At 63.5% G+C, this 14,023-nt stretch carries 15 protein-coding genes; 10 read left to right on the top strand and 5 right to left on the bottom strand.

What is annotated here, in order from left to right; genetic code table 11:
* The first annotated feature begins 5 nt into the window (after positions 1 to 5).
* From F8N82_RS11630 to F8N82_RS11645, 4 genes are read left to right on the top strand one after another with little or no spacing between them, the layout of a single operon-like run.
* The gene (locus tag F8N82_RS11630; protein WP_038995425.1) at positions 6 to 266 is read left to right on the top strand and encodes a chaperone NapD; all 261 of its coding nucleotides are present in this window, start codon (positions 6 to 8) and stop codon (positions 264 to 266) included.
* Positions 263 to 2,767 (top strand): nitrate reductase catalytic subunit NapA, encoded by a 2,505-nt coding sequence (gene napA, locus F8N82_RS11635; RefSeq protein ID WP_038995426.1) that lies wholly within the window; start codon positions 263 to 265, stop codon positions 2,765 to 2,767. The genes F8N82_RS11630 and napA overlap by 4 nt, the downstream gene beginning before the upstream one ends.
* 11 nt (positions 2,768 to 2,778) lie before the next feature.
* Entirely contained in the window at positions 2,779 to 3,264 is a 486-nt protein-coding gene (locus F8N82_RS11640) for a nitrate reductase cytochrome c-type subunit (protein WP_038995427.1), read from the top strand.
* Between the two features lie 9 nt (positions 3,265 to 3,273).
* Positions 3,274 to 3,870 (top strand): cytochrome c3 family protein, encoded by a 597-nt coding sequence (locus F8N82_RS11645; RefSeq protein WP_038995428.1) that lies wholly within the window; start codon positions 3,274 to 3,276, stop codon positions 3,868 to 3,870.
* 14 nt (positions 3,871 to 3,884) lie between these two features.
* On the opposite strand, the gene F8N82_RS11650 is transcribed toward F8N82_RS11645, so the two are convergent.
* Both F8N82_RS11650 and F8N82_RS11655 read right to left on the bottom strand, forming a co-directional pair.
* Positions 3,885 to 4,442, bottom strand: a complete 558-nt coding sequence (locus tag F8N82_RS11650; RefSeq protein ID WP_038995429.1) for a hypothetical protein — start codon at positions 4,440 to 4,442, stop codon at positions 3,885 to 3,887.
* 12 nt (positions 4,443 to 4,454) lie between these two features.
* Positions 4,455 to 5,213 carry a DUF2092 domain-containing protein gene (locus F8N82_RS11655; protein WP_038995430.1) on the bottom strand — a complete coding sequence of 253 codons (759 nt, stop codon included), beginning with the start codon at positions 5,211 to 5,213 and terminating at the stop codon, positions 4,455 to 4,457.
* Between the two features lie 142 nt (positions 5,214 to 5,355).
* Between F8N82_RS11655 and F8N82_RS11660 the strand changes: the two genes are divergently transcribed.
* Genes F8N82_RS11660 through F8N82_RS11685 form a run of 6 tightly spaced genes read left to right on the top strand, consistent with a single transcriptional unit; the run spans position 5,356 to position 10,897 of the window.
* Positions 5,356 to 5,955, top strand: coding sequence for a paraquat-inducible protein A (locus F8N82_RS11660; RefSeq protein ID WP_038995432.1), 600 nt, complete (start codon positions 5,356 to 5,358; stop codon positions 5,953 to 5,955).
* Entirely contained in the window at positions 5,952 to 6,581 is a 630-nt protein-coding gene (locus F8N82_RS11665; protein ID WP_038995433.1) for a paraquat-inducible protein A, read from the top strand. The genes F8N82_RS11660 and F8N82_RS11665 overlap by 4 nt, the downstream gene beginning before the upstream one ends.
* Complete coding sequence (locus F8N82_RS11670; RefSeq protein ID WP_038995434.1) at positions 6,571 to 8,223, top strand: intermembrane transport protein PqiB; 1,653 nt, start codon at positions 6,571 to 6,573, stop codon at positions 8,221 to 8,223. Before F8N82_RS11665 ends, F8N82_RS11670 begins: the two co-directional genes overlap by 11 nt.
* A 17-nt stretch (positions 8,224 to 8,240) precedes the next feature.
* Positions 8,241 to 8,792, top strand: coding sequence for a PqiC family protein (locus tag F8N82_RS11675; RefSeq protein WP_038995435.1), 552 nt, complete (start codon positions 8,241 to 8,243; stop codon positions 8,790 to 8,792).
* Between the two features lie 24 nt (positions 8,793 to 8,816).
* Entirely contained in the window at positions 8,817 to 9,953 is a 1,137-nt protein-coding gene (locus tag F8N82_RS11680) for an AI-2E family transporter (RefSeq protein ID WP_038995436.1), read from the top strand.
* 47 nt (positions 9,954 to 10,000) lie between these two features.
* Positions 10,001 to 10,897, top strand: a complete 897-nt coding sequence (locus F8N82_RS11685) for a universal stress protein (protein WP_038995437.1) — start codon at positions 10,001 to 10,003, stop codon at positions 10,895 to 10,897.
* 3 nt (positions 10,898 to 10,900) lie between these two features.
* On the opposite strand, the gene F8N82_RS11690 is transcribed toward F8N82_RS11685, so the two are convergent.
* The 3 genes from F8N82_RS11690 to F8N82_RS11700 all read right to left on the bottom strand — a co-directional run bounded on the left by F8N82_RS11690 (position 10,901) and on the right by F8N82_RS11700 (position 13,994).
* Entirely contained in the window at positions 10,901 to 11,653 is a 753-nt protein-coding gene (locus tag F8N82_RS11690; protein ID WP_038995438.1) for a phytanoyl-CoA dioxygenase family protein, read from the bottom strand.
* Between the two features lie 23 nt (positions 11,654 to 11,676).
* The gene (locus F8N82_RS11695) at positions 11,677 to 12,498 is read right to left on the bottom strand and encodes a response regulator transcription factor (protein ID WP_038995439.1); all 822 of its coding nucleotides are present in this window, start codon (positions 12,496 to 12,498) and stop codon (positions 11,677 to 11,679) included.
* Positions 12,499 to 12,575: 77 nt separating this feature from the next.
* Entirely contained in the window at positions 12,576 to 13,994 is a 1,419-nt protein-coding gene (locus F8N82_RS11700; RefSeq protein ID WP_038995440.1) for an aminotransferase, read from the bottom strand.
* Positions 13,995 to 14,023: the final 29 nt, after the last annotated feature.

Below are 14,023 nucleotides of genomic sequence, written 5' to 3' on the forward strand. Positions count from 1 at the left end.
CGCCAATGGACGACGTTCTGCACATTGCCAGCCTGGTGGTACATGCCCGCCCCGAACTGTTCGAGGCGGTGAAGGCCAACCTGAGCCTGCTGGACAACCTCGAACTGCATCAACAGAGCCCCGCCGGCAAGCTGGTGGTGGTGCTCGAAGCCGTGGATGAACAGCAGATCCTGCAGCGTATCGAGCAGATCAACAACCTGCCCGGCGTGCTCAACGCCGCGCTGATCTACCACGAACTCCTCGCCCCAGAAGGAGACGCCGAATGAGCATGACCCGCCGTGAATTCGCCAAGGCCCAGGCCGCCGCCATTGCTGCCGCGGCGGCTGGCCTGCCGATCTTCACCAGTGCCAGCAACCTGGTGACCGAAGCCGACATGGTCACCCTGAACTGGAACAAGGCGCCCTGCCGCTTCTGCGGCACCGGCTGCAGCGTGATGGTGGCGACCCGCGACAACCGTGTGGTGGCCACCCATGGCGACGTCAAGGCCGAAGTCAATCGCGGCCTGAACTGCGTCAAGGGCTATTTCCTGTCAAAGATCATGTACGGCAACGATCGCCTGACCCAGCCGCTGTTGCGCATGAACAACGGCCAGTACGACAAGCAGGGCGAGTTCCAGCCGATCAGTTGGGAACAAGCCTTCGACATCATGGCCGCAAAGTACAAGGCGGCGCTCAAGACCAAGGGCCCGGAATCGATCGGCATGTTCGGCTCCGGGCAATGGACGGTGTGGGAAGGCTACGCCGCCAACAAACTGATGAAGGCCGGCTTTCGCAGCAACAACATCGATCCCAACGCGCGCCATTGCATGGCCTCGGCGGTGATGGGTTTCATGCGCACCTTCGGCATGGACGAGCCGATGGGCTGCTACGACGACATCGAAGCCACCGACGCCTTCGTGCTCTGGGGCTCGAACATGGCCGAGATGCACCCGATCCTCTGGAGCCGGGTCACCGACCGGCGCCTGAGCCAACCGCAGGTCAAGGTCGCGGTGCTGTCGACGTTCGAGCACCGCAGTTTCGACCTGGCTGACATTCCCATGGTGTTCAAGCCGCAAACCGACCTGCTGATCCTCAACTACATCGCCAATCACATCATCGAAAGCGGCGCGGTGAACAAGGACTTCATCAGCAAGCACACGCGTTTTGCCCAGGGCGCCGATGACATCGGCTACGGCCTGCGTGCAGACGATCCACGGGAAGCCGAGGCAAAAAACGCCGACAAGGCCAATACCTGGAGCGATATCGACTTCGAACGATTTGCCGCCTTCGTGCGGCCTTACACCCTGGAGCGTGCGGCCAAAGAATCGGGAGTACCGGCCGAACGGCTCAAAGCCCTGGCCGAGCTGTACGCCGACCCCAAGCGCAAGGTGGTGTCGTTCTGGACCATGGGCTTCAACCAGCACACCCGCGGGGTGTGGGCCAACAACCTGATCTACAACATCCACCTGCTCACCGGCAAGATCAGCGAACCGGGCAACAGCCCGTTCTCGCTGACCGGCCAGCCCTCGGCCTGCGGCACCGCCCGCGAGGTCGGCACCTTTTCCCATCGCTTGCCCGCCGACCTGGTGGTGACCAACCCCAAGCACCGCGCCACCGCCGAGAAAATCTGGAAACTGCCCGCTGGCACCCTCCAGGAAAAAGTCGGCTTTCATGCCGTGCAGCAGAGCCGCATGCTCAAGGACGGCGTGCTCAACGTCTACTGGACCCAGGCCAGCAACAACATGCACGCCGGGCCCAACATCATGCAGGAGGTACTGCCGGGCTGGCGCAAACCGGAGAACTTCGTGATCGTCTCGGACGTGTACCCGACCGTATCGGCCCAGGCCGCCGACCTGATCCTGCCCAGTGCCATGTGGGTGGAAAAGGAAGGCGCCTTCGGCAACGCCGAACGCCGCACCCAGTTCTGGCATCAGTTGGTGACCGCGCCAGGAGAGGCGCGGTCCGACCTGTGGCAATTGATGGAGTTTTCCAAGCGCTTTACCACCGATGAGGTCTGGCCTGCCGAGCTGCTGGCCAAAGCCCCTGAATACAAGGGCAAGACCCTTTTCGAGGTACTGTACAAAAATGGTCAGGTCGACCAGTTCCCGGTCGAGCAACTGGAGGCCGGCTACCAGAACGATGAAGCCAAGGCCTTTGGCTTTTACCCGCAAAAAGGCCTGTTCGAAGAGTACGCGCAGTTCGGCCGTGGCCACGGTCATGACCTGGCTGCTTTTGACCGTTACCACAGCGAGCGCGGCCTGCGCTGGCCGGTGGTCGACGGCCAGGAAACCCGCTGGCGCTATCGCGAAGGCCTGGACCCGTACGTGGAAAAAGGCAGTGAAGTGCAGTTTTACGGCTACCCGGACAAGAAGGCGATCATCTTCGCCCTGCCCTACGAGCCCCCGGCCGAAGCACCGGACGCCGACTACCCGTTCTGGCTCAGCACCGGCCGGGTGCTTGAGCATTGGCACACCGGAAGCATGACCCAGCGCGTCGAGGAGCTGTACAAGGCGGTGCCCGACGCCCTGGTGTACATGCACCCGGACGACGCCAAGGCCCTGAATGCGCGGCGTGGCAGCGAGGTGAAACTGATCAGCCGGCGTGGCGAAATCCGTGCCCGCATCGAAACCCGTGGCCGCAACAAGCCGCCACGCGGCCTGGTATTCGTACCGTTTTTCGATGCCAACAAGCTGATCAACAAGGTCACCCTCGACGCCACAGACCCGATCTCCAAGCAAACCGACTACAAGAAATGCGCCATACGCATCGAGCTGATCAGCGCGGCCTGAGGAGAACCGTCATGCCTATTCGCAGCCTGCCTTTGCTGATGTTCGCGGTAATCGGCCTGGTGGTCGCCGCCGAGGTCGACTACCCCCTCGACGCCCCCGGCCCGGACGGCCGACGCCCCGGCGGCACACTGACGCAGAATATGCCGGCACCACCGCTGGCCAACGATGAAAACAAGGACCTCAAGCGCGAACGTAATTACCCCGATCAGCCGCCGACCATCCCGCACAGCATTCGCGGCTACCAGATCGACCTCAACAGCAACAAGTGCCTGACCTGCCACAGCCGTGCCAACAGCGCGCGCAGCCAGGCCACCATGATCAGCATCACCCACTACATGGACCGTGACGGCCAGGCGTTGGCGGCGGTCTCGCCCCGGCGCTACTTCTGTACCCAGTGTCATGTCGTGCAAAAAGAGGTACAGCCGCTGGTGGGCAACAGCTTCGAAACCATCGACAAGCTGCTGCAAGACGACGCCAACGCCGCGCAAAAACCCTGAGGAGGCGCCATGCAAGCACTGTTCAGGCTACTCAAGGAATACTGGGGCATCCTCTGGCGGCCAAGCGTCTACTACAGCCTGGGTTTTCTGACCCTGGGCGGGTTCGTCGCCGGGATTATCTTCTGGGGCGGCTTCAACACCGCGCTGGAGGTGACCAACACGGAAAAGTTCTGCACTTCCTGCCACGAGATGCGCGACAACGTCTTCGTCGAACTCAAGGAAACCATCCACTACAGCAACCGCTCCGGCGTACGTGCCAGTTGCCCCGACTGCCACGTACCGCATGAATGGACGCACAAGATCGCGCGCAAGATGCAGGCCTCCAAGGAGGTCTGGGGCAAGCTGTTCGGCACCATCGACACCCGCGACAAATTCCTCGCCCACCGCCGCGAACTGGCCGAACATGAATGGGCGCGGCTCAAGGCCAACGACTCGCGCGAATGCCGCAACTGCCACAACTTCGAGTTCATGGACTTCACCCGCCAGAGCAAGCGCGCCGCAGCCATGCACTCGACTTCACTGGCCAGTGGCGAGGCCACCTGCATCGACTGTCACAAGGGCATCGCCCACAAGCTGCCGGACATGCGCGGGGTCAAGGGATGGTAAAAAGCCCGCCGCACTTACGGCGCATTGACCACCACATAGGTGACGTTGCTGCCCTGATACTGCGGCTGGAACCAGGTCGAGCCGCACTGCAGGTAAGTAGTGTTGTAGCGCATTACCTGCACACAGTCGGCGGGCATCTGCGAGGGTCTGAAGATCGCGCCGACCACCGCCGAGGTGGCGACCACGGTAGCGGTCACCGCCGCTGCCGTGGCAATTGGATGGTAGTCATCGTCATAACCCCAGCGGCCGCCACCATCGACATCGATATCCACATCGCGGTGGTTGTCGATATTGACGTTGCGCGTGCCGTTGTTGATGTAGGCGCGGTTGCCGGAATTGACCTGGCGATTGCTGTTGACCGGGCGGTTGCTGTTGACGCGGTTGCCCGCGACATTCTGCCGGGTATTGATGCGCTGGGCCCGCGGCGCGCCCATGGGCGGCGCACGGTTCACCGATGCGCGGGCATGGCCCATGGCGCGGGGGCCGGCTTCGGCGTCAGGCACCGGCGCGAAACTCAGCAGCGACACACTCAACAGCGACAACAGCACAGCGCATGAGGCAGTCCTGATCATGATCGCATCTCCCTATTCGCTGGCTTTTTTCAAGGCAATGGCAACATCGCCCTTGCCTGGCACGAAGGTGTACTTCACCGGTTTACCGTCGGGCTTGAGGTCCCAGTGGTACACGGCGCTGTATTCCGGCGCACTGGCTTGGCCGGTGGTGGTGATCACCAGCTTGCAGGGCAACGGTTGGTCGGCGCGGGTCAGCCACAGCTGCCAGTCGACATCGGCCTGGCGAAACGCCAGGTGATCGCACAACTGGCCATTGATGCTTGAAGGCCCTACGTACAGCGCACTCTGGATCACATCAATCTGCGCCTGATCGCTGCCAAACAGAAACAGGTCTTCCAGCGGCAACTGGATACCGTAGTAGTCCTCCAGGCGGTGCAAGGTTTCGGCCAGGGTCGGCGGCGCCTGCACCGTGGTGTAGTACTTGAGGTACGGCGAGTACTGAGTCAGCTGCTTGCCGTTGTAAAAGAACTCCAGAGAACGGGTATCGCCATCGCTGCGGGCATACAGGCGATCGTCGCCGCCAACCTGAAGGACATTGCTCGACTGGCTCTGGATTTTCTGCCCGGAGTCCAGCACGGTGTCGCGCGAAACCTCGGCGCTGACCTTGAACACCTTGAGGCTGCGCAGGTACTCACCCATGTCGATGACCTTGTCGATCACCTGGGGGTTGCGAATCGCTGACGAGGCACTGGCCGGCGCGGCGTCTTCGCCATGAACCAGCAGCGGTTGGGCAATCAACGACAGGCACAAGACAGCAGCTAGCGGCTTCATCGGCGCACTCCGTGCGGGTGAATCGGGCCTGATAGGTATAGCCCATGTTTATCGGCGGATGCTGGCGGGCGGAAAAATCCGCGAAGATCTTCACATGCCGACTATATTGAGCTAGTCCCCGCCCGCAGCCAGAGCGCGCGCCATGCTGGATACCCATCAGCTGATCATCTGCGAACATTGCGACTGCGTGTACCAGAAGGTCAGCCTCGGCAAACACCAAAAAGCCCTGTGCCAGTGCTGCGGCGCAGTGCTGCAGCGCTATAACGGCCTGAGCGTGCAGCAACGCCTGGCCCTGAGCGTCACGGCGTTGATCCTCTGGGTGTTCGCCAATTTCTACCCGATCATGAGCATCAGCCTCAAAGGCCTGCACAACAGTGCCACCCTGTGGGACTCGGTCAGGGCCCTGGCCACCGGACCGATTACCTTCATTGCCCTGGTGGCGGCAATCTCGATCATCATCGCCCCGGTGTTCCAGTTGCTGCTGTTGATCTGGGTACTCGGCTTTGCCCTGGCCGGTGGCCGCGCGCCGGGCTTGCGCCTGTGCATGCGCTGGCTGGAAACCCTGCGCCCGTGGAGCATGCTCGAGGTATGCCTGCTCGGTGCCATGGTCGCGGTGTTCAAACTGGCCGGCATGCTCGATGTGTTGCCGGGCATCGGCCTGCTCGCACTGGCGGCTCTGAGCCTGCTGATACTGCGCATCGCCGGGCGCGATATCCGCGAACTCTGGGAGCTGCTGCCATGAGCCGCCCACCACGGGCCGCCGAGCTCAACCTGGTGCTCTGCCACGCCTGCGGCCTGGCCTGTGACAACACCCACCAGCCGCACGACTGTGAGCGCTGTGGCGCGCCCCTGCACGCGCACAAGCCCAACTCCCTGACCCGCACCTGGGCTTACCTGATCGCCGCGCTGGTGTTCTACATTCCCGCCAACCTGCTGCCGGTGATGAACACCACGCTGTTCGGCAGCGGCGCCGACAGCACCATCATGAGCGGGGTCATGGAGTTCTGGGAGCACGGCGCCTGGGACATCGCCCTGATCATTTTCATCGCCAGTATCGCTGTGCCTGCGACCAAGTTCGTCGCCCTCGGCCTGCTGCTGATTACCGTGCAGCGCCAGAGCACCTGGGCGCAGACCCAGCGCGCGCGGCTGTTTCGTTTCGTCGAGCTGATCGGTTACTGGTCGATGCTCGATGTGCTGGTAGTCGCCCTGGTGGCGGCGCTGGTCAAGTTCCAGGCCCTGGGCGATATCGAACCGCGCCCGGGCATTCTGTTTTTCGGCATGGTCGTGGTGCTGACCATGCTTGCGGCAATGAGCTTCGACCCACGACTGATCTGGCAGCACGACAAGGAGCATGCGGATGACCTCTGAGACCAGAGAAGAACGGCCACAACCCGGCGAGCCCGGGGTCAAAACGCGCCGTTTCAGCATTTCGCTGGTGTGGATCGTGCCACTGGTTGCGGTGCTGGTGGGCTTGTCGCTGGTGGTGCACAACGTCATGCAGCAAGGCCCGACCATCGCAATCACCTTCAAGACCGGCCAGGGCCTGGAGGCCAACAAGACCGCGGTCAAGTACCGCAACGTGGTGATCGGCCAGGTCACCGCGGTTGAGCTGAGCAAAGACCAGAAGAGCGTTACCGCCACGGTCAAGCTGGTCAAGCAGGCAGAAAACTTCACCCGTGAAGACTCCAAGTTCTGGGTGGTGCGCGCGCGCATCGGCGCCGGCGGTGTCTCGGGTATCGACACCCTGCTGTCCGGCGACTTCATCGGCGCCGATTCCGGCGAGTCCAGCACCCGCGCCAAGGTCTTCAGCGGTCTTGAGTCGCCGCCGCCGATCACCTATGGAGAGCCCGGCAAGCGCTTTATCCTGCACGCCAGCGACCTCGGCTCGCTGGGTGTCGGTTCGCCGCTGTACTACCGCAAGATCCCGGTCGGCCAGGTGGTGGCGTATGAGCTGTCCAAGGACGGCAAGGGCGTGGATATCGAAGTGTTCGTCAACGCCCCGAATGATGCCTATGTCACCGACAACACGCGCTTCTGGAACGCCAGCGGCATCGATGTCGAGGCCGGCGCCAATGGCTTTGCCGTGCGCACCGAGTCGCTGTCGTCGATCCTGGTCGGCGGCATTGCCTTTCGCGCCCCGCAATACAACCCCGAAGACCAGGTGGCCAGCGAGGACAAGGTCTTCGAGCTGTTCGAAAACGAACTGACCGCCCTCGCTCCGCCCAACGGCAAGGCCCAGTACCTGACCCTGCGCTTCGAACAGGCCCTGCGCGGCCTGAAAACCGGCGCACCGGTGGAGTTCCTCGGCGTCGAAATCGGCCGGGTGGTGTCGATCAACCTGGATTTCGATGTAGAAAAACGCACCTTCCCGGTCAACGTCGGCATCGTCATCTATCCGCAACGCCTGGGCCGGGCCCATACCAAGCTGCTCAAGGCGCTCAACCACGACCCCGACGATGAAAAAGCCGCTGCACAGTTGCTCGGCACTTTCGTCGACAACGGCCTGCGCGCCCAGGCCCGCAGCGGCAATCTGCTCACCGGGCAGCTGTACATCGCCCTGGATTTCGACCCCAAGGCGCCCAAGGTGGTGTTTGACCCGACGGCCCGGCCGATCAGCATCCCGACCGTGCCGGGCAGCCTGGAGCAGTTGCAGGAGCAGTTCCAGGCCATGGTCGAGAAGCTCAACCGCCTGCCGGTCGAGCGCATCGCCAACAACCTCGACGCCAACCTGGTGGAGCTGCGCAAGGGCTTGCAACAGTTCAACAGCCGCACCTTGCCGGGCGTTCAGGGCACCTTGCAGGAAGTCAGCAAAACCCTGCAATCGGCCAACTCGACCCTGGCCGACGACTCGCCGCAGCGTGAACAGCTGACCCAGACCCTCGACGAACTGGGGCGCATGTCACGTTCGTTGCGCGAGCTGGCCGACTACCTCGGACGCAACCCTGAATCCCTGCTACGCGGCAGGCCCAAGGATGCCCCGGCCGACAACTTGAAACCGTCGCGCAATTGACCGCAGGAGCTCCGACCATGGCGCACGTCACCCGTTTCGCACTGCTGGGCCTGATTCTCTTGCTCGCCGCCTGCCGCAGCGACCCTATCCACTATCACACCCTGATACCGCAGCAACCGGTAGCGGCCAGCAGCATCGATGTGCAACTAGAGCGGATCAGCGTGCCGCCCCAGGTCGACCGTCCGCAGGTGGTGATTCGCCAGAGCAACAGCAGCTTGGCGATCCTCGAGACCGAATGGTGGGGAGCAAGCCTGGCGGACGAGTTGCAGAACGCCCTGATCAACCAGTTCTCCAGCAACAGCGGCCAGCCACGCCTGGGCCTGCGCGTGGATGTGCAGCGTTTTGATTCGGTACCGGGCCAGTACGCCCTGTTCGACGCGCGCTGGCGCCTGCGCGCGGCCAATGGCAACGATGCCGGCGCCCTGACCTGCCGCAGCGTCATCCAGACCCCGGCCGGTGTCACTATCGAAGCGCTGGTAATAGCCCACCAACAGAACCTCAAGCGCTTCACCGAACTGGTCAGTCAGGCCGCCAGCAACGGCGCCAGCCGCTGCCCGGCGAGCCGCTGAATCCCACCACCCACGGAGCCCGTCATGGCCGACAACCGTCCGATCCAACTGAGCACTGCCCGGGAACTGCTCGACGTGCTGATCCGCGCCGGGCTGATCGCCGTGCTGGTGATGTTCTGCTTCGACATCTTCAAGCCGTTCCTCAGCCTGATGCTCTGGTCGGTGATCCTGGCGATCACCCTCTACCCCTTGGGCCAGCACCTGGGCGGCTGGCTCGGCGGGCGCCCGGGCTGGGCCGCTATTATCCTGGTGGTCATCGGCCTGGCCTGTTTGATCGGGCCCTTGAGCCTGTTGGGCGCTTCGGTGGCCGAGACCGTGCAGCAAGGCATTGTCGGCTTCGAGGACCAGCACATCGAAATCCCGCCGCCACCGGCCAACGTTCGCGACTGGCCGCTGATCGGCGCGCCGCTGTATGGCATCTGGGCCCATGCCAGCAACGACCTGAGCTGGGCGGCGACCCAGGTCGCCCCGCACCTCAAGGGCCTGAGCAAGACCCTGCTGACGCAACTGGCCGGCATCGGTTCGGGCATCCTGGTGTTCGTTGTCGCCCTGATCGTCGCCGGCCTGATCATGGCCAAGGGCGAAAGTGGCCAGCGCACCGCCGTGGCCATTGCCAACCGCGTCGCCGGCCCGCAGCGCGGCGAACAGCTGGCCGCACTGTGCACCGCCACCATCCGCGCCGTGGCCCAGGGCGTGGTCGGCATCGCCTTCATCCAGATGCTGCTGGTCGGCATCGCCCTGGTGGTCATGGGGGTGCCGGCGGCCGGCGTGCTGGCCTTGCTGGTGCTGCTGGTGGGCATCACCCAGCTGCCGGTGCTGTTGATCACCTTGCCGGTGGTGGTTTACGTTTTTGCCCATGACGGCGTCGGCGCCAGCACAGTGATCTTTGCCATCTGGATGCTGCTCGCCGGGCTCGCCGACAACGTCCTCAAGCCCATGCTGCTGGGCCGCGGCGTGGCCGTACCGATGCCGGTGGTGTTGATCGGCGCCCTGGGCGGCATGCTGACCAACGGCATCATCGGCCTGTTCATTGGCCCGGTGATGCTGGCCGTGGGCTACGAGCTGTTCATGAGCTGGGTGGCGCAGCCGCTGGCCGTCGACACCCCGGCCGAAGAACCTGCTGTGCATCAGCCCGGCGCTTCGGGCAACACCATGGACTAGACTTCAAGCACTGGGGGCTGGCAACACAACGCTACCGGAGGTACCCCATGAGCCAGTACCAACGCCTGTTCCTGATGGTCGGTTCGGACCTGCGCCACACCCCGGCGCTGGAGCGCGCTGCCGCCCTGGCCCACGCCACGGGCGCCGCCTTGCATATCTGCGCCTTTATCGACGAAATCGACACCCTGGGGCTGATGAGCGGCGACGAGCACCGTCTCGATACCCTGATGCAGGACAACCGCCAGTGGCTGGCCGATGAAGCGACCTTGCTGCACGAAAACGGCATTCGCGTCAGCACCGAGGTGATCCTGGCCCGCGACGTGCTACAAGCGGCCTTGACCCAGGTCGCCGAGATTGCCCCCGACCTGTTGATCAAGGATGTACAACACGAACCGCTGCTCAAGCGCCTGGTGGTTGCACCACTGGACTGGCAACTGCTGCGCGAGTGCCCGTGCCCGGTGCACCTGGTTACCGACGTGCATTGCCCGCTGCCGCGCATTGTCGTTGCCGCCGTCGACCCGACCCACCCGGAACACCCGCATAGCGACCTCAATGAAAGCGTGATCGGCGCTGCGGCTGACCTGGCCCGCCAGTGCAACGCCGAACTGCACCTGTTGCACGTGTGCGACAGCGCCCACACGCACATGGCCGACTTCGGCGCAGGCACCGTGACCATGCCGGGCTTTGGTGACGATGTGCGCAAGTCGATCCACAAGGCCTTCGAGCAGATGGCCAAGCGTCATGCCGTGCCGGTGGAGCGCCAGCATTTTTTGTCGGCGCCGATCACCCGCAGCATCGCCGAGTTCGTCAGCCACAGCCGCGCCGATGTGCTGGTGATGGGCAACCACCCGCGCAAACTGCTCGAACGCCTGACCGGCAGCACCACCGAGCATGTATTGGAACACCGTTTGTGCAATGTGCTGGCGATCAGAGGCGTGGCCTGAGTCTCAGTCGTACTCGGCTTCGGCGTGTTCGCCCAGCAGGCGGCGCTGGCGTAGCGTGGCGGCGGCCAGTACCGCCGGGTTGAAGTGAAAGTGCAGGTAAGGTGAAAACTTCTGCGCAACCATGCGCCGGCCGTAGTGCACCTGCAGCATATAGCGGCTGCGCTTGCTGCGGTTGTCAGCACCGGCATGCCAGAGCTCGCTACGAAACATCAGCCCATCGCCGGCCTGGCACAACACCGGTTGTGCTGGACGGCCCTGCCAGCCCTGCTCGCCCTTGAGCGGCGCACGCCCTGCCCTGTGGCTGCCGGGCACCACCCGGGTCGGGCACAGGTCGGCGTCGATGTTATCCAGGTACAACTGCAGGGTGCATATCTGCATGGGCAGTTCGAAACCGGGAGCGGCCCACAGCGCCGCGGGCACTTCCATTATCAGGTAATCCAGGTGCAATGGCATGCCCTGGTAACCCGGATGGCAGCGCCAGGCAGTCTGACCGATGATATGGCAGTCATCGCCCAGGGCGGCCTCGGCGAGCTCGATCACCCCAGGCAGGTCGAGAAACGCCAGCCACAGCGGGTCGCGGTTGAACACGCACTTGTAGTGCTCGATCAGGCCGCCGCGATAATCCCAGTGAAATGCCTGGAGCACCTCGATGGCCTGGCGCAGCAGCTTGACCTGGGCGCGGTCGAGCACGCCCGGCAACAACACGAAGCCGTCGTTTTTCAAGGCCTGCAGGTGTTGCTCGGTAGAGCGGTTCATCAGGGCCTCCACAAGGCCGCCGGTCAGCCTTGGCGCAACCAGTCGATAAAGCGCGCAAACAGCTCGGACTGCGAGTTGATCTGCAGTTTAAGGTAGAGGTTCTTGCGGTGCATGCGCACGGTTTCCGGTGAAATGCCCATCTCGGCGGCGGTGGATTTCACCGAGTGACCGCGCAGGATCATCTGCGCCACCTGCCGTTCGCGCTCGGTCAGTACGTTGCAGCCAAAGCTGTCGAAAGCCGCCTGGATGCTGGTCGGGCTATTGGCCTCGCTGCTGGGCTCAAGGCCGTGCTGGGCGAAGCGGCTGAGCAGCTCGCGCACCATCGGCTCGACCGCCTGCAACAGGTGCAATTGTTCATCGCTCAGGGTGCTGGCACCGCTGCCCTGGAACAGGCTCAGGGAGATCTTGCTGTGCGGGTCGATGTCGACGATGTAGTAACTGTCTTCGGTGCAGCCGGTACCCAGGTAGTAGGTCTTGTAGTAGTCGCTGTCGAAGAAGTGGTCCGGGGCGATGTCCTGCAAATGGTAAAAGCCTTGGGCCAGGCCTTGCTCCACCGCCAGGCAAAACGGGTCGAGCAGGTAGCCGACGGTAAAGTAGCGGTTGAGGATGGCGTCGCGGTAACGCTCGGGGATGCCCTGTTGATAGAGCAGTTGCGGCGGCTGGCCCTGGCGTTCGAGGCTGATCATCATCGACTCGACCGCCACCAGTTGGTTCAGGGCGGCGGCCACGGCGGCCAGGGCATCGGCCTCGCCGCTGCGGGCAAAGGCGTGCTGCAGCGCTGCGTGCCATTGCTGCAGGGCGGCGAAAGACAGGCACATCGGGTTGTCGGCGGTAGCTCGGCTCATGCCCGGCAGTCTAACCCGCCAGGGGGCTGCGATGCAGCCCATCGCCGGCAACGCCGACTCCCACAATGGATCGCTTCTCATGCCCCCGCGTACAACCCTTCGCGGTGCAGTTCTTCAGCGGTGTCGACAATGCACTGGCGCAAGGTTTCAACGATCTCGTCCACCTGCGCACGGGTGATGATCAGCGGCGGCGACATCACGTTCAGGTGCATGATCGGCCGCACCAGCAAGCCTTTGGCCTGGGCCCGGCGGTGGATGCGCTCGCCGATGTTGACCTCATCGGCAAACAGCGCCTTGCTGCGCTTATCGGCGACGAACTCGACACAGGCCATCAGTTTCATACAGCGCACCTCACCCACCAGCGGCAGCCCGGCCAGGGTTTGCAGGCGCTGCTCCAGGTAGCCGCCAACCTCCTCGACATGGGCCAGCAGGTTTTCCCGCTCGATGATCTCGATGTTCTTCAACGCCGCCGTACAGCACACCGGGTGGCCACTGTAGGTAAAGCCGTGGGTGAAGCAGCGGCCCTTGCCTGGCTCGGCGATAACCTTCCAGATCCGCGCCGAGAAAATGCACGCACCCAGCGGCAGGTAGGCCGAGGTCAGGCCCTTGGCGGTGGTGATGATGTCCGGCTGCACGCCGAACAGCGCTTCGCAGGCGAAGAACTTGCCCAGGCGGCCAAAGGAGGTCACCACCTCGTCGGCCACGAAGAGGATGTCGTAGGTCTGGCACACCTGCCACATGCGCAGGAAATAGTCCTTGGGCGGGATGATCACCCCGCCCGAGCCCATGATCGGCTCGGCAAAGAACGCGGCGACATTGTCGGCGCCAAGCGACAGAATCTTGTCTTCGAACTCGGCCACCAGAAAGTCGAGAAACTGCGCCTCGTCCATGTCGTCCGGCGCGCGGTACGGGTTGGGGTTGGAGACGTGGTGGATCAGCTCATGGGCATAGTCGAACTCGGGCACCCGGTCGGCCGCCTTGTTGCCGATCGACATGGTCAGCCAAGTGGAGCCGTGATAGGCGTTGTAGCGGGCAATCACGTGCTTTTTGTGCGGCTTGCCGCGGCAGTTCTGGTAGTACTGGATCAGCCGGTAGGCGGTGTCGACCGCAGTCGAGCCGCCGGTGGTGAGGAACACGTGGTCGAGATCGCCCGGGGCCAGGCTGGCAAGCTTTGCGCACAACTCGATGGCGACGTTGTTGGCCATGTCCGAGAACGGGTTGGAATAGGCCAGCTGGCGTACCTGGTCAGCGATGGCCAGGGCCATCTCCTCGCGGCCCAGGCCGATATTGGTGCACCACATGCCGCCAACGGCATCGAGGAAGCGGTTGCCGTCGGTGTCGTAGATGTAGGCGCCCTCACCTTCGACGATGTTCAGCGCGCCTTGCTCGGCATGCTCATCAAACACGTGGTAACCGTGTAGGTAGTGGGCTTTGTCGGCTGCCACCAGGGCGTCGTTGGCGGCGGGTGCTGTGAAGGCGTTGTTTGGCGTGGCCATGGCAGTGTCCTTGGCGAGGGGAAAATTGA

The sequence above is a fragment of the Pseudomonas fluorescens genome (assembly GCF_902497775.2).
Lineage (GTDB): Bacteria > Pseudomonadota > Gammaproteobacteria > Pseudomonadales > Pseudomonadaceae > Aquipseudomonas > Aquipseudomonas putida_F.

Excerpts from the sequence above, each read along its gene's own strand:
- F8N82_RS11675 (WP_038995435.1), top strand. The coding sequence starts at position 8,241 with ATGGCGCACGTCACCCGTTTCGCACTGCTGGGCCTGATTCTCTTGCTC.
- F8N82_RS11655 (WP_038995430.1), bottom strand. The coding sequence starts at position 5,213 with ATGAAGCCGCTAGCTGCTGTCTTGTGCCTGTCGTTGATTGCCCAACCG.
- F8N82_RS11685 (WP_038995437.1), top strand. The coding sequence starts at position 10,001 with ATGAGCCAGTACCAACGCCTGTTCCTGATGGTCGGTTCGGACCTGCGC.
- F8N82_RS11640 (WP_038995427.1), top strand. The coding sequence starts at position 2,779 with ATGCCTATTCGCAGCCTGCCTTTGCTGATGTTCGCGGTAATCGGCCTG.
- F8N82_RS11665 (WP_038995433.1), top strand. The coding sequence starts at position 5,952 with ATGAGCCGCCCACCACGGGCCGCCGAGCTCAACCTGGTGCTCTGCCAC.
- F8N82_RS11690 (WP_038995438.1), bottom strand. The coding sequence starts at position 11,653 with ATGAACCGCTCTACCGAGCAACACCTGCAGGCCTTGAAAAACGACGGC.
- F8N82_RS11680 (WP_038995436.1), top strand. The coding sequence starts at position 8,817 with ATGGCCGACAACCGTCCGATCCAACTGAGCACTGCCCGGGAACTGCTC.
- napA (WP_038995426.1), top strand. The coding sequence starts at position 263 with ATGAGCATGACCCGCCGTGAATTCGCCAAGGCCCAGGCCGCCGCCATT.
- F8N82_RS11645 (WP_038995428.1), top strand. The coding sequence starts at position 3,274 with ATGCAAGCACTGTTCAGGCTACTCAAGGAATACTGGGGCATCCTCTGG.
- F8N82_RS11630 (WP_038995425.1), top strand. The coding sequence starts at position 6 with ATGGACGACGTTCTGCACATTGCCAGCCTGGTGGTACATGCCCGCCCC.
- F8N82_RS11660 (WP_038995432.1), top strand. The coding sequence starts at position 5,356 with ATGCTGGATACCCATCAGCTGATCATCTGCGAACATTGCGACTGCGTG.
- F8N82_RS11670 (WP_038995434.1), top strand. The coding sequence starts at position 6,571 with ATGACCTCTGAGACCAGAGAAGAACGGCCACAACCCGGCGAGCCCGGG.
- F8N82_RS11700 (WP_038995440.1), bottom strand. The coding sequence starts at position 13,994 with ATGGCCACGCCAAACAACGCCTTCACAGCACCCGCCGCCAACGACGCC.
- F8N82_RS11695 (WP_038995439.1), bottom strand. The coding sequence starts at position 12,498 with ATGAGCCGAGCTACCGCCGACAACCCGATGTGCCTGTCTTTCGCCGCC.
- F8N82_RS11650 (WP_038995429.1), bottom strand. The coding sequence starts at position 4,442 with ATGATCAGGACTGCCTCATGCGCTGTGCTGTTGTCGCTGTTGAGTGTG.